We start from the raw sequence: 13,012 nt of genomic DNA on the forward strand, positions 1-13,012 counted from the left end.
CCAAGCAGAGTGGAACCGCGATGAATAACGCCTCTGCAGCCATTGGGCTGCGGGGGCTTTTTTTATACACAGAATCTGATTTAAGGCGAAGAAGGTGAGAGCATGTGGCAAACGATCAAATCTGATATTTCTGCCGTATTCGATAACGACCCGGCTGCACGCAGCTGGTTTGAGGTTGTGTTTACGTACTCCGGTCTTCACGCCATCTGGGCGCATCGGATCGGGCATTGGTTCTATAAGCGGAAGATGTTTACCCTCGCCCGTATCGTCTCCCAATGGAGCCGTTTCATGACGGGCATTGAGATTCATCCCGGAGCCACAATCGGCAAGCGGTTGTTTATTGACCATGGGATGGGCGTAGTGATCGGGGAAACGTGCGAAATCGGCGATGACGTCATTTTGTATCAAGGGGTTACTCTCGGGGGAACAGGCAAGGAGAAAGGTAAGAGACATCCGACTATTGGCAATAATGTTGTTATCGGTTCAGGCGCCAAGATCTTAGGCTCCTTCCTTGTCGGCGAGAATTCGCGTATCGGTTCCAATGCCGTGGTCATTCACGAGGTTCCGTCCAACAGTACGGTCGTAACGATGCCTGCCAAGCTTGTGAAGCGGGACGGGGTGCGCGTCAATCGTTTGGATCACGGCAACTTGCCGGATCCCATTATTGATATATTCCAAGAAATGCAGCAGCAAATTAACGAGCTCAAAAAGCAGCTTGAACAAGAACGGGTCAGAAATGGAGGAGCGAGAGAACATGACGCTCAGAGTGTATAACACACTAACACGCAAGAAGGAAGAATTCGTCCCGATTGAAGCGGGCAAAGTGAAAATGTATGTATGCGGCCCGACTGTATATAACTATATTCATATCGGAAACGGGAGGCCTGTGATCTTCTTCGATGTCGTGCGGCGCTTCCTGGAATCGCAGAAGTATGAGGTTACTTATATTACGAACTTCACGGACGTTGACGATAAAATGATCCGCAAAGCCGAGGAGCTGGGCGTTACGGTGCCGGAGCTGGCGGAAACGTTCATCGCCGCTTTCTTGGAGGATATTAAGGCGCTGGGTGTGCATGAGGCTACTTTGAATCCGCGTGTTACGGAAAATATGCCGGAAATTATCGAGTTCATCGCCGCTCTTGTGGAGAAAGGCTACGCTTATGAGGCGCGCGGCGACGTGTATTACCGCACGACCAAGTTCGCCGAATACGGCAAGCTGTCGCATCAGAATCTGGAGGAGCTTCAATACGGCATTCGGATTGAGGTGGACGACCGGAAGGAGAACCCGCAGGACTTCGTACTGTGGAAAGCGGCGAAGCCCGGGGAAATTTATTGGGATAGCCCCTGGGGCCAGGGCCGTCCGGGCTGGCATATCGAGTGCTCCGCGATGGTGCGCAAATATTTGGGCGAAACGATCGATATTCATGGCGGCGGCCAAGATTTGACATTCCCGCACCATGAGTGCGAGATCGCTCAGACGGAAGCGGTAACGGGTCATCCGATGGCCAATTATTGGCTGCACAATGCGTTCTTGAACATTGACAATGAGAAGATGTCCAAGTCGCTGGGCAACGGCATATTAATTCGCGACCTCGTGCAGCAGTTGAAGCCGGAGGTATTCCGCTTCTTCATGCTGTCCGCTCATTACCGCAACCCGCTTAACTTCAGCGATGAAAGCTTGAAGCAGGCGGCGAACGCGCTGGAGCGCATCCAGAATGCGAATGACAACTTGAAGCATCGGCTGGCTACAGCCTCCGCATCCGGCGAAGCGGATGCAGCGCTGGTTGCGCGCGTTGCGGCCATTGCGAATCAATTCGTCGAGAAGATGAACGACGACTTCAACACGCCGGATGCGATTACGGCCGTATTTGATTTGGTGTCGGAAGCGAATCTATATCTCCAACAGGAGCGGGTTCATACCGCGGCGCTTCAGCTGCTGCTGGATCAGCTGCAGGCGTTCGACCAAACGTTGGGGATTTTGTCGAAACAAACCGACGAATTGCTGGATGAAGAGATCGAGCAATTGATCGTGGAGCGCACGGAAGCGAGGAAGTCGAAGAACTGGGCGCGCGCGGACGAAATTCGTGATCTGCTCACGGAGAAAGGGATATTCCTTGAGGACACGCCGCAAGGAATTCGTTGGCGCCGCAAATGAGCGAAACCTTGAACGATGCAGCGAATTTGTTCGTTTACCCGCCTGCCGTAAGCCCGCATCTGCTGAATCCGATTGTGCTGGCCTATATCGGGGATGCGGTTTACGAGGTATACATTCGGCAGTATGTGATCTCCAGCGGGAATCATAAGCCGAACCATCTTCATAGGGCATCGACCGGTTATGTTTCGGCCAAGGCGCAAGCCAAGCTGCTTGATGCGTTGATGCCGATGCTGACGGAAGAAGAGACGGATATGGTGAAGCGCGGGCGCAACGCCAAATCAGGAACGACGGCGAAGAACGCGGATGTGCTGGAATACCGGCACAGCACCGCGTTTGAGTGCTTAATCGGATATTTGTACTATAAGCAATCTTATAGCCGCTTGAAGGAAATATTGGATTTTGCGCTTGCCTATAAGGCTGGTGCCAAGTCCGAAGCGTAGATGTAAGTTTTGTCAGCAGCGGAATTTTTAGGAGGAAAAAGGATGGAAGAAGAATATATTGGCGGGAAGCACTCCGTCATGGAGGCCATTCGCGCCGGCCGGACGATCAACAAAATCTGGATAGCTGAGAATGCGCAGAAGCAGTTTGCCGGCCCAATCGTGGCGGAAGCCAAAAATTTGGGTATTTTGGTGCAATTTACGGACAAGCGCAAGCTTGACCAAATGGTGGAAGGGCTTCAGCACCAAGGGGTTATCGCCCAAGTAGCGGCCTATGCTTATGTGGAAGTCGAAGAAATTATTGCCAAGGCGAAATCGCTGGGACAGGATCCGTTTATCCTGATTCTGGACGAGATCGAAGACCCTCATAATTTGGGTTCGATTCTACGGACGGCGGATTGTACGGGAGTTCATGGGGTCATCATTCCGAAGAGGCGTTCGGTCGGTCTGACGGCAACGGTTTCCAAAACCTCCGCAGGCGCCGTGGAATACGTTCCTGTTGCCCGTGTAACGAATATCGCGCAAACGATCGAACAGCTGAAAGAGCAAGGGGTATGGGTTGCAGGAACGGATGTTACCGCAGCTCAAGATGTGTATAAAGCTAATTTCAACATGCCGATTGCGCTTGTAATCGGTAATGAGGGCAAAGGCGTGGGCAGGCTGATCAAAGAGAAGTGCGACTTCCTGGTGAAGCTGCCTATGGCGGGACACGTGAATTCCTTGAACGCTTCCGTCGCCGCGGGGGTTCTCATGTATGAAGTGGTTCGGCAACGTCATCAGAGCTAAGGCCGATGGAAGAATTCCTGATCGTAGACGGCTATAATATCATTGGCGCATGGCCGGAGCTGAATAAGCTGAAGGATACGGATTTGGAAGGTGCTCGAGACAAGCTCATTCATATGCTGGCCGAATATCAGTCTTACTCCGGGATGAAGGTCTATCTCGTATTTGATGCTTATATGGTTCCTGGACTCGGGAAAAAATATGTTCAAAGCAAGCTGAACGTGCTTTACACCAAGGAGAAGGAAACCGCAGACGAACGGATCGAGCGGCTGGTAACGAATCTGATGGGAAGGCGCAGACAAATCTATGTCGCTACTTCCGATATGATCGAACAGCATGTCATCTTCGGCAAGGGGGCTCTCCGGCTGCCGGCCGGTGAATTGCTCGTTAAGATCAAGCAAAATCGCAAAGAGGTTAGAGAACGCATTAAACCCGAGGTTTCTACGAAGCGCAATCCGTTCGAGGGGAAGCTTAGCGGAGAGCTCAAGGCGCAGTTCGAACGATGGCGAAGAGGGGAGTAAGTCCATCCAAATGCTAGAAATGGTGGGCTTCCCCGTTGACGGTGTGAGATTTCATCATGTATACTTAACCTAAACTTTTAATGTGAATCTGGGTAGTCCTGCAGGCCGGAGGGATTGTTGGTGAGTGTCGACCTCAAAGAACTGAGAATGTACGATTATGACCTCAAGCCAGATGAAGACATTGTCGAGGCAGTCCGAGAAGGCAGTAGCGAAGCTTTGGAATACCTTATCAATAAATATAAGAATTTTGTGCGTGCCAAAGCACGTTCTTATTTTTTGATAGGTGCAGACCGAGAAGATATTGTGCAGGAAGGCATGATAGGTTTATATAAATCTATCCGCGACTTCCGAGGAGACAAGCTTGCTTCATTCAAAGCCTTTGCTGAGCTGTGCATTACTCGACAGATCATCACGGCGATTAAGACGGCAACGCGTCAGAAGCACATACCTCTTAATTCCTACGTATCATTGGACAAGCCTATCTATGATGAAGATTCTGATCGAACGCTGCTTGACGTCATTAGCGGTTCCAGGGTCACTGATCCTGAGGAGCTTGTGATCAATCAAGAGGAATTTACAGGTCTTGAAGATAAAATGGGAGAAATATTGAGCGACTTGGAACGTAGGGTTCTTATGCTCTATTTGGACGGCAGATCCTACCAAGAGATTGCGGTGGATTTGGATCGCCATGTTAAGTCGATTGATAATGCTCTTCAACGTGTCAAACGCAAGCTGGAACGCTATTTGGAAGTTAGAGATTTGTAGAATGTCCCGCGGTTTCTGGGTTCCTACCAGGCGCCGCGGGTGTTTTGTTTGTAAGAGGTTTAACAACGCAGCGAGCCGTCAATACTGGTGATACTCTCGCAATTGTGAGACAGCGCCTTGACACTCCGTTGCGGGTTGTGATAAAGTATTTCAGGTAGCCCTAAAAGTCGCTTTCTTTTTGACGCGCTTCGAAGGGCTTTAATTAGAACGTGTCTGTAGGAGGTGTACATCATGCGGGTCATCATCACATTAGCGTGCACAAATTGCAAACAAAGAAACTATGCATCCACTAAAAATAAGCGCAACAATCCCGACCGTATTGAGTTGAAGAAATATTGCAAATTTTGCAATGAACATACTGCTCATCGCGAGACTAGGTAGTTCTTTGGAGGTGTAGTTTGTGGGGTTCTTGGCTAGAATGAGACAAAGCTTCGGATCCACTTTTTCCTTCTTCACCGACAGCTGGTCAGAACTCAAAAAGGTCAAGTGGCCAAGCCGCAAAGAGATGATCACCTATACGCTTGTCGTATTGGGAACGGTAGCTTTTGTCGCTGTTTATTTTTTTGTGTTGGATCTTGGAATTTCTGAGTTGCTGCGCCTTGTTTTTAAATAAAAACAGGACTATAGGTGAATTTATTCATGGAAAAAAGATGGTACGTCGTACATACCTATTCAGGGTATGAAAACAAAGTGAAAGCCAACCTGGAGAAACGTGTTGAATCCATGGAGATGACGGATAAGATCTTCCGCGTGCTCGTGCCGATGGAAGAGGAACTGGTGAACAAGGATGGCAAGAAGAAAGTTGTCATGCGCAAAGTTTACCCGGGCTACGTTCTCGTCGAAATGATTCAAACGGATGACTCTTGGTATGTCGTTCGAAACACGCCAGGAGTTACCGGATTCGTAGGATCTACGGGATCCGGCTCTAAACCGACTGCATTGTTACCTGAGGAAGTTGAATCTATTTTGAAGCATATGGGGATGGAAGAGCCGAAGGCGAAGATCGACTTCGAACTCAAAGAAACCGTACGCGTCAAGGTGGGACCTTTCGCAAACTTTGTCGGCTCTGTTGAAGAAATTGTGGCGGACAAGGGTAAACTTAAGGTGCATGTCAACATGTTTGGTAGGGAAACCCCGCTTGAGCTCGATTTCGACCAAGTGGAAAAGCTATAGAACTAAGACAACCAAGGGTTTCTACCAGGTCTATTCCTCGGGATAGACCTTCGTTAGTGGGATCTATATTATACACAGGAGGTGTCTATCATGGCAAAAAAGGTAATTAAAGTGGTTAAGCTTCAAGTTCAAGCTGCGAAAGCAAATCCAGCACCACCGATCGGTCCAGCTCTGGGTCAAGCAGGTGTGAACATTATGGCTTTCTGTAAAGAGTTCAATGCTCGTACTGCTGATCAAGTAGGCCTGATTATTCCGGTTGAAATCACAGTTTTCGAGGATCGCTCCTTTACATTCATCACCAAAACGCCTCCGGCTGCAGTTCTTCTTCGCGTCGTTGCTGGTATCGAAAAAGGATCCGGCGAACCTAACAAAAAGAAAGTTGCAACTGTGAAACGTGCAAAAGTTCGTGAAATCGCTGAGCAAAAAATGCCTGACCTGAATGCTGCATCCGTTGAGGCTGCAATGCGTATGGTTGAAGGTACTGCTCGCAGCATGGGAATCGTCATCGAAGATTAATTCCGCAAGGAATGCGACTGTTTAAGCCACGGGCTTATGAAGAGGTTTTCCGCGAAAACTTCAAGGTCGCTCGGTGGGAGGATTATCCGCTAATACCACTAAGGAGGATTATAGATTATGCCTAAACACGGTAAAAAATACCGCGAGGTAGCTCAGCTTGTTAACGCTGAAACCTTGTACGATCCGTCAGAAGCAATCGAGCTTGTTAAGAAGACAGCTCCTGCTAAATTCGATGAAACTGTAGATGTTGCAGTTCGTCTGGGTGTAGACCCAAGAAAACAAGACCAGGCTGTTCGTGGTGTCGTTGTACTTCCACACGGTACTGGTAAAACAAAACGCGTGCTTGTATTTGCCAAAGGCGAGAAAGCGAAAGAAGCTGAAGCGGCTGGTGCAGATTTTGTTGGTGATGCAGACATGATCAACAAAATTCAACAAGGTTGGTTCGAATTCGACGTTTGCGTAGCTACTCCAGACATGATGAGCGAAGTTGGTAAACTGGGTCGTATCCTCGGGGGTAAAGGTTTGATGCCAAACCCTAAAGCAGGAACAGTTACTTTCGACGTTACCAAAGCTGTTCAGGAGATCAAAGCTGGTAAAATCGAGTACCGTCTTGATAAAGCAGGTCAAATCCATGCTCCACTTGGTAAAGTATCTTTCGATGCTGACAAGTTGAACGAGAACTTCAAAGCATTGGTTGATGCGCTTGTTAGAGCGAAACCGGCAGCTGCTAAAGGTGTATACCTGAAAAACATTGCTGTATCCTCGACAATGGGACCAAGTGTTCGCGTGAACGTAAACTCCTTCAGATAAGTAATAGCTTCCAGTTGACTTCGGTTACTGGTCGTGATACTCTATCAAAGGTCCTAAAAATGAATATGCAAACCGTAGACAGTAGGTGCCACGAGCTTAATTTCCTACCGAGGTGTTATGATATATATAGCGATTTCTTTGAAACGTCAGGGAAAAAGTGAACAAATCATGCCTTCGTAGCGTCTACGAAGGCATTTCTTATTGTATATAAGGAATGCTGATGCTCCTACTGTTTGCGAACTTGAAACATAAATGCATAAGAAGTGAGGTGTACTATGGCAAACGCGAAAATCCTTGCAGAGAAACAACAAGCGGTAGCTGAAGTAACTGAGAAGTTTAAAGCTAGCACTTGTACAATCGTAGCAGATTACCGTGGTTTGAACGTAGCTCAAGTAACTCAGCTGCGTAAGAGCTTACGTGAAGCTGGCATCGAATTTACAGTTCTTAAGAACTCCTTGGCAAGACGCGCTACTGCTCAAGCTGAGCTGACTGAATTGGATGAGTACTTAACTGGTCCTACAGCTATTGCTTTCAGCAAAGACGACTTGATCTCTCCTGCGAAAATCTTGACTGAATTTGCTAAAAAGAATGATCAGTTGAGCGTGAAAGCTGGCGTGGTCGAAGGCCGCGTAGTTGGATACGATCAAATCAAGGCACTTGCTGAGCTTCCATCCAGAGATGGTCTTCTCTCCATGTTGCTTAGCGTTCTTCAAGCTCCTGTTCGTAACTTTGCACTTGCTGTTAAAGCAGTTGCTGAGAAAAAAGAAGCTGAAGGTCAAGCTTAATTTTGTTTTACAAAAACAACTAAATTTATTAATGATAACGGAGGTTTAACCATGAGCACAAATGCAACGATCCTAGAAGCAATCAAAGGCATGACAATCTTGGAATTGAACGACCTGGTTAAAGCAATTGAAGAAGAGTTTGGCGTAACAGCAGCTGCTCCAGTAGCAGTTGGCGGTGGCGCAGCAGCAGCAGTTGAAGAAGCTCAAACTGAGTTTGATGTTATCTTGACTAACGCTGGTGCTTCCAAAATCAACGTAATCAAAGTAGTTCGCGAAATCACAGGTCTTGGCCTGAAAGAAGCGAAAGACTTGGTTGACGGCGCTCCAAAACCAATCAAAGAAAAAGTTAGCTCCGAAGAAGCAGAAGCTGTTAAAGCTAAGCTTACTGAAGCTGGCGCAACTGTTGAAGTTAAGTAATTTCTTCTGTAGGAAACCTCTTGAAGCTTGCCTTCAAGAGGTTTTTTTAACCTAAGTTTTTGCCCTTAGGAAAGCCTTAGGAACGCTCTTGAGTTATAGATTTTCCTATAGGTAAAAAAAGAGGAGGGAATCTTAGCGTGTCAGAGCATTATTATACGCAGCGTCCAACGGCGAAGCGCGATATTCAGGCAGCCCAAGAAGTACTGCGTGGCAAGACGTATACATTCCTGACGGATGCCGGCGTTTTCTCCAAAAAAGGCGTGGATTATGGCAGCAAGCTTCTGATCGAAACGATGCAGCTGAAGGAAGATGCCCGGGTGCTGGATGTCGGGTGCGGGTACGGGCCGATTGGTTTAAGTGCTGCGGCGATATGTCCGAAGGGGCATGTGACAATGGTCGACATTAATGAACGGGCTGTTGAGCTCAGCGCGGAAAACGCGCGGCGCAACGGCATCTCCAATGTGTCGATTCTGCAGAGCGATCTCCTGGAGCAGGTGAAGGACCAGCGCTTCGACGCTGTGTTGACGAATCCGCCGATCCGTGCCGGTAAGGAAGTCGTACATCGTATATTCACGGATGCTTACGATTGTCTAGTGGAAGGCGGCTCGATCTGGGTCGTCATTCAGAAGAAGCAGGGAGCGCCTTCGGCGATGAAGAAGCTGGAGTCGATCTATAGCGAGGTCCTCGAAGTTTCCAAGGATAAAGGTTACAAGATTCTTAAAGCTACGAAGTGAAGTTTTGTCTCCTGAAGGCGAGCCATGTAACGGACAGTCGTGGAAATTTATTTGACTTGACTTTTCACATGTGGTATTATTAAAAAATGTCAGTATTAAGATGGGACACATGTCTTTAGTTAACAAAAATGTCAAGTCTTTTTTTCCTCCAGAATGAATAAAATTTGAACTTGTAACGTATAATGTTTGAATTTTAGGAAATTCTAACAGGATGGGAAGAAATATTTGGAAGTATTACTGATTACAGGGAAAAATCTTCATCCATATAGTCACTCGATTCGGACGGGCTCCAATACGGAGGCGTCCTGAGTGTACGTCGGTCGAGGTTTTTCTTCTTCTTTTTATTTATTGAGTAGAGTTGAGGGGTGAATGAAAGTTGGCGGGACATCTTGTTCAATTTGGACGACGTAAACGCAGGACTTATGCACGAATTAATGAGGTGCTGGGCATTCCAAACCTGATTGAAATCCAGCAAAAATCGTATGAGTGGTTTTTGGAAGAGGGATTACGCGAGATGTTTCAAGATATCTCCCCGATTCAGGATTTTACAGGTAACCTGGTACTGGAGTTTATTGACTATAGCTTAGGCGATCCTAAGTATTCGGTTGATGAATCCAAGGAACGCGACGTAACTTACGCGGCTCCGTTAAGAGTCAAAGTCCGTTTGATTAATAAGGAAACCGGTGAGGTCAAGGAACAAGAAGTGTTCATGGGGGATTTCCCTATCATGACCGACACGGGGACGTTCATTATTAACGGTGCGGAGCGTGTAATCGTCTCCCAGCTCGTTCGTTCCCCTAGCGTTTATTATAGCACGAAAGTGGATAAAAACGGCAAAAAAACTTACACCGCAACGGTCATTCCGAACCGCGGTGCGTGGTTGGAGCTTGAGACGGACGCGAAGGATATTATTTACGTTCGTATCGATCGCACACGTAAAATCCCGGTAACGGTATTGCTGCGTTCCCTAGGCTTTGGGACGGATGCAGAGATTCTGGATTTGCTCGGCGATAACGAATATATTCGCAATACGCTCGACAAAGATAACACGGACTCTACGGAGAAAGCGTTGATCGAGATTTACGAACGTCTTCGTCCGGGTGAGCCGCCTACGCTGGATAATGCGCGAAGCTTGATCGTCGCTCGTTTCTTTGATCCGAAGCGTTATGATTTGGCTAACGTAGGCCGTTACAAAATCAACAAGAAATTACACATCAAAAATAGATTGTTCAATCAGCGTTTGGCTGAAACTTTGGTCGATACCGAGACGGGCGAGATCATCGCGGAAGCTGGACAGCTGCTTGATCGCCGTGTGCTGGATGAGATTCTACCTTTCATCGAGAAAGGCGCAGGCTACAAAGAGTTCTCTATTCCAAAAGGTGTAACTGGCGCGGATACGATCCCTGTTCAGTGCATTAACGTGTATTCGCCGACGGAAGAGGGCAAGGTCGTGAAAGTCATCTCCAACGGCACGATTGACAAGAGCGTTAAGAACATCACGCCGGCCGATATCATTTCGTCCATCAACTATTTCATTAACTTGCTGCACGGCATCGGGAATACGGATGATATCGACCACTTGGGTAACCGTAGACTTCGTTCTGTAGGCGAGCTGCTGCAAAACCAATTCCGTATAGGTTTGTCCCGTATGGAACGCGTCGTACGTGAGCGTATGTCCATTCAAGATGCGAACGTTATTACGCCGCAAGCTTTGATCAACATTCGTCCGGTTATCGCATCTATCAAAGAGTTCTTCGGAAGCTCCCAGCTTTCTCAGTTCATGGACCAAACGAATCCGCTTGCCGAGCTGACGCATAAGAGACGTCTCTCCGCACTTGGACCGGGCGGTTTGACGAGAGAGCGCGCGGGGATGGAAGTTCGTGACGTGCATCACTCTCACTATGGCCGTATGTGTCCTATTGAGACTCCGGAGGGTCCGAACATTGGTTTGATTAACTCCTTGTCTACGTTTGCCCGTATCAATGAGTATGGCTTCATCGAGGCTCCATACCGTTGGGTAGACCCTAAGACAGGTGTCGTTACAGACCAAATCGCGTACCTGACAGCGGACGAAGAGGATAACTACGTTATCGCGCAAGCGAACGCGCAGTTGACCGAGGACAACAAGTTCGTCGATTCAGCGATTATCGTTCGTTACAAGGACGATAACTTAACGCTGCCGGTTGAGCGTGTCGACTACATGGACGTTTCCCCGAAACAGGTTGTTTCCGTTGCGACGGCATTGATTCCGTTCCTTGAGAACGATGACTCCAACCGCGCGTTGATGGGATCGAACATGCAGCGTCAAGCGGTTCCGCTTCTTATCCCTAAAGCCCCTCTCGTTGGTACAGGGATGGAGCATAAGGTCGCTAAAGACTCGGGAGTATGTATTGTCTCCAAATTCGATGGAATTATTGAGAAAGCTGCTGCTAACGAAATTTGGCTGCGCCGCCAGGAAATGGTGGACGGTAAGCTGGTCAGCGGCAATATCGTCAAATATAAGCTTCACAAGTTTATGCGTTCCAACCAAGGTACTTGCATCAACCAACGTCCGATCGTGAAGAAGGGGCAGCTTATTAAAGCCGGCGACATTCTGGCGGACGGACCATCGACCGAACAAGGCGAATTGGCGCTTGGGCGCAACGTTGTCGTAGCCTTCATGACTTGGGAAGGGTACAACTACGAGGATGCGATCCTGCTCAGCCAAAAGCTGGTCAAAGAAGATGTGTACACATCGATTCACATTGAGGAATACGAGTCCGAAGCGCGTGATACGAAGCTTGGACCTGAAGAAATTACGCGCGACATCCCGAACGTCGGGGAAGATGCGCTGAAAAATCTTGACGAGCGCGGCATTATCCGTGTCGGTGCCGAAATCGGCGCAGGCGACATTCTCGTAGGTAAAGTAACGCCAAAAGGTGTGACTGAGCTTACGGCGGAAGAAAGATTGCTGCACGCGATCTTCGGTGAGAAGGCTCGTGAAGTGCGCGATACATCGCTTCGCGTGCCGCATGGTACGGACGGTATCGTCGTAGATGTGAAAGTATTTACGCGTGAGAACGGCGATGAGCTGCCTCCTGGCGTGAATCAACTGGTTCGTGTTTATATCGCACAGAAACGGAAAATTTCCGAAGGCGATAAAATGGCGGGACGTCACGGAAACAAAGGGGTTGTCGCGCGTATTCTTCCTGAAGAAGATATGCCTTTCCTTCCGGACGGTACGCCGGTTGAAGTCGTGTTGAACCCTCTAGGGGTTCCATCGCGGATGAACATCGGGCAGGTGCTTGAGGTTCACTTGGGTATGGCATCCAAATACTTGGGTATTCATGCAGCTACGCCGGTATTCGACGGAGCGCGCGAGTATGACGTATTCGATGCGATGGAAGAAGCCGGCATGCAGCGTAACGGCAAAACGATTCTGTACGATGGCCGTACAGGCGAACCGTTTGAGCGTGAAGTAACGGTCGGCGTGATGTACATGATCAAATTGGCGCACATGGTTGACGACAAAATCCATGCCCGTTCCACAGGTCCTTACTCACTTGTTACTCAGCAGCCGCTGGGTGGTAAGGCGCAGTTCGGCGGACAGCGTTTCGGGGAGATGGAGGTATGGGCGCTTGAAGCATACGGTGCTGCCTATACGCTGCAAGAGATCCTCACTGTCAAATCCGATGATGTCGTGGGCCGTGTGAAAACGTATGAGTCCATCGTCAAAGGCGAGAATGTTCCAGAACCGGGCGTTCCGGAATCGTTCAAAGTTTTGATCAAAGAGCTTCAAAGTTTGGGTATGGATGTCAAAATCCTGTCCGGCGACGAAGAGGAGATCGAAATGAAAGAGGCTGACGATGACGACGAAGTCACCAGCGACAAACTTAACCTTAATCTCGAGGGCTCTGAGCTTGGAGTCAACGAATAA

Annotated in this window: 15 protein-coding genes and 1 other annotated feature; all 15 genes read left to right on the top strand. The window is 48.4% G+C overall.

Annotated elements, in window-relative coordinates:
- The first annotated feature begins 102 nt into the window (after nt 1-102).
- On the top strand, nt 103-774 hold the full coding sequence (gene cysE, locus J2X61_RS34775; protein ID WP_274473301.1) for a serine O-acetyltransferase: 672 nt from the start codon (nt 103-105) through the stop codon (nt 772-774).
- The gene (gene cysS / locus J2X61_RS34780) at nt 755-2,155 is read left to right on the top strand and encodes a cysteine--tRNA ligase (RefSeq protein WP_310194949.1); all 1,401 of its coding nucleotides are present in this window, start codon (nt 755-757) and stop codon (nt 2,153-2,155) included. The genes cysE and cysS overlap by 20 nt, the downstream gene beginning before the upstream one ends.
- Nucleotides 2,152-2,595 carry a Mini-ribonuclease 3 gene (locus tag J2X61_RS34785; protein WP_274473299.1) on the top strand — a complete coding sequence of 148 codons (444 nt, stop codon included), beginning with the start codon at nt 2,152-2,154 and terminating at the stop codon, nt 2,593-2,595. Before cysS ends, J2X61_RS34785 begins: the two co-directional genes overlap by 4 nt.
- 42 nt (nt 2,596-2,637) lie before the next feature.
- Nucleotides 2,638-3,378 carry a 23S rRNA (guanosine(2251)-2'-O)-methyltransferase RlmB gene (gene rlmB / locus J2X61_RS34790; protein ID WP_274473298.1) on the top strand — a complete coding sequence of 247 codons (741 nt, stop codon included), beginning with the start codon at nt 2,638-2,640 and terminating at the stop codon, nt 3,376-3,378.
- A gap of 5 nt (nt 3,379-3,383) precedes the next feature.
- A complete protein-coding gene (locus J2X61_RS34795; protein ID WP_274473297.1) occupies nt 3,384-3,896 on the top strand; it encodes an NYN domain-containing protein in 513 nt (170 codons plus the stop codon).
- A 147-nt stretch (nt 3,897-4,043) separates the two neighbouring features.
- Nucleotides 4,044-4,661, top strand: coding sequence for an RNA polymerase sporulation sigma factor SigH (gene sigH, locus J2X61_RS34800; protein ID WP_157326769.1), 618 nt, complete (start codon nt 4,044-4,046; stop codon nt 4,659-4,661).
- A gap of 231 nt (nt 4,662-4,892) precedes the next feature.
- Nucleotides 4,893-5,042 carry a 50S ribosomal protein L33 gene (gene rpmG, locus J2X61_RS34805; RefSeq protein ID WP_079418041.1) on the top strand — a complete coding sequence of 50 codons (150 nt, stop codon included), beginning with the start codon at nt 4,893-4,895 and terminating at the stop codon, nt 5,040-5,042.
- Nucleotides 5,043-5,061: 19 nt separating this feature from the next.
- Nucleotides 5,062-5,274 carry a preprotein translocase subunit SecE gene (gene secE, locus J2X61_RS34810; RefSeq protein ID WP_274473295.1) on the top strand — a complete coding sequence of 71 codons (213 nt, stop codon included), beginning with the start codon at nt 5,062-5,064 and terminating at the stop codon, nt 5,272-5,274.
- A 26-nt stretch (nt 5,275-5,300) separates the two neighbouring features.
- A complete protein-coding gene (nusG, locus tag J2X61_RS34815) occupies nt 5,301-5,834 on the top strand; it encodes a transcription termination/antitermination protein NusG (RefSeq protein ID WP_126144113.1) in 534 nt (177 codons plus the stop codon).
- A 90-nt stretch (nt 5,835-5,924) separates the two neighbouring features.
- On the top strand, nt 5,925-6,350 hold the full coding sequence (rplK, locus tag J2X61_RS34820) for a 50S ribosomal protein L11 (protein WP_167067725.1): 426 nt from the start codon (nt 5,925-5,927) through the stop codon (nt 6,348-6,350).
- Between the two features lie 117 nt (nt 6,351-6,467).
- Nucleotides 6,468-7,160 carry a 50S ribosomal protein L1 gene (gene rplA, locus J2X61_RS34825; RefSeq protein WP_274473294.1) on the top strand — a complete coding sequence of 231 codons (693 nt, stop codon included), beginning with the start codon at nt 6,468-6,470 and terminating at the stop codon, nt 7,158-7,160.
- A gap of 54 nt (nt 7,161-7,214) precedes the next feature.
- Nucleotides 7,215-7,369, top strand: a sequence feature (ribosomal protein L10 leader region).
- Nucleotides 7,370-7,435: 66 nt separating this feature from the next.
- Nucleotides 7,436-7,945, top strand: coding sequence for a 50S ribosomal protein L10 (gene rplJ, locus J2X61_RS34830; RefSeq protein WP_274473293.1), 510 nt, complete (start codon nt 7,436-7,438; stop codon nt 7,943-7,945).
- A 51-nt stretch (nt 7,946-7,996) separates the two neighbouring features.
- Nucleotides 7,997-8,362 carry a 50S ribosomal protein L7/L12 gene (gene rplL, locus J2X61_RS34835; protein WP_274473292.1) on the top strand — a complete coding sequence of 122 codons (366 nt, stop codon included), beginning with the start codon at nt 7,997-7,999 and terminating at the stop codon, nt 8,360-8,362.
- 137 nt (nt 8,363-8,499) lie between these two features.
- Nucleotides 8,500-9,096, top strand: coding sequence for a class I SAM-dependent methyltransferase (locus J2X61_RS34840; RefSeq protein ID WP_274473291.1), 597 nt, complete (start codon nt 8,500-8,502; stop codon nt 9,094-9,096).
- Nucleotides 9,097-9,472: 376 nt separating this feature from the next.
- Nucleotides 9,473-13,012, top strand: a complete 3,540-nt coding sequence (rpoB, locus tag J2X61_RS34845) for a DNA-directed RNA polymerase subunit beta (RefSeq protein ID WP_274473289.1) — start codon at nt 9,473-9,475, stop codon at nt 13,010-13,012.

Source organism: Bacillus sp. 3255, assembly GCF_031456485.1.
Taxonomy (GTDB): Bacteria; Bacillota; Bacilli; order Paenibacillales; family NBRC-103111; genus Paenibacillus_E.

Bases quoted from the DNA above. Each gene is read 5' to 3' on its own strand.
- J2X61_RS34785 (WP_274473299.1), top strand. From the start codon at position 2,152: ATGAGCGAAACCTTGAACGATGCAGCGAATTTGTTCGTTTACCCGCCT.
- rplL (WP_274473292.1), top strand. From the start codon at position 7,997: ATGAGCACAAATGCAACGATCCTAGAAGCAATCAAAGGCATGACAATC.
- nusG (WP_126144113.1), top strand. From the start codon at position 5,301: ATGGAAAAAAGATGGTACGTCGTACATACCTATTCAGGGTATGAAAAC.
- cysS (WP_310194949.1), top strand. From the start codon at position 755: ATGACGCTCAGAGTGTATAACACACTAACACGCAAGAAGGAAGAATTC.
- rplK (WP_167067725.1), top strand. From the start codon at position 5,925: ATGGCAAAAAAGGTAATTAAAGTGGTTAAGCTTCAAGTTCAAGCTGCG.
- rlmB (WP_274473298.1), top strand. From the start codon at position 2,638: ATGGAAGAAGAATATATTGGCGGGAAGCACTCCGTCATGGAGGCCATT.
- rplA (WP_274473294.1), top strand. From the start codon at position 6,468: ATGCCTAAACACGGTAAAAAATACCGCGAGGTAGCTCAGCTTGTTAAC.
- rpmG (WP_079418041.1), top strand. From the start codon at position 4,893: ATGCGGGTCATCATCACATTAGCGTGCACAAATTGCAAACAAAGAAAC.
- cysE (WP_274473301.1), top strand. From the start codon at position 103: ATGTGGCAAACGATCAAATCTGATATTTCTGCCGTATTCGATAACGAC.
- J2X61_RS34795 (WP_274473297.1), top strand. From the start codon at position 3,384: ATGGAAGAATTCCTGATCGTAGACGGCTATAATATCATTGGCGCATGG.
- rplJ (WP_274473293.1), top strand. From the start codon at position 7,436: ATGGCAAACGCGAAAATCCTTGCAGAGAAACAACAAGCGGTAGCTGAA.
- sigH (WP_157326769.1), top strand. From the start codon at position 4,044: ATGTACGATTATGACCTCAAGCCAGATGAAGACATTGTCGAGGCAGTC.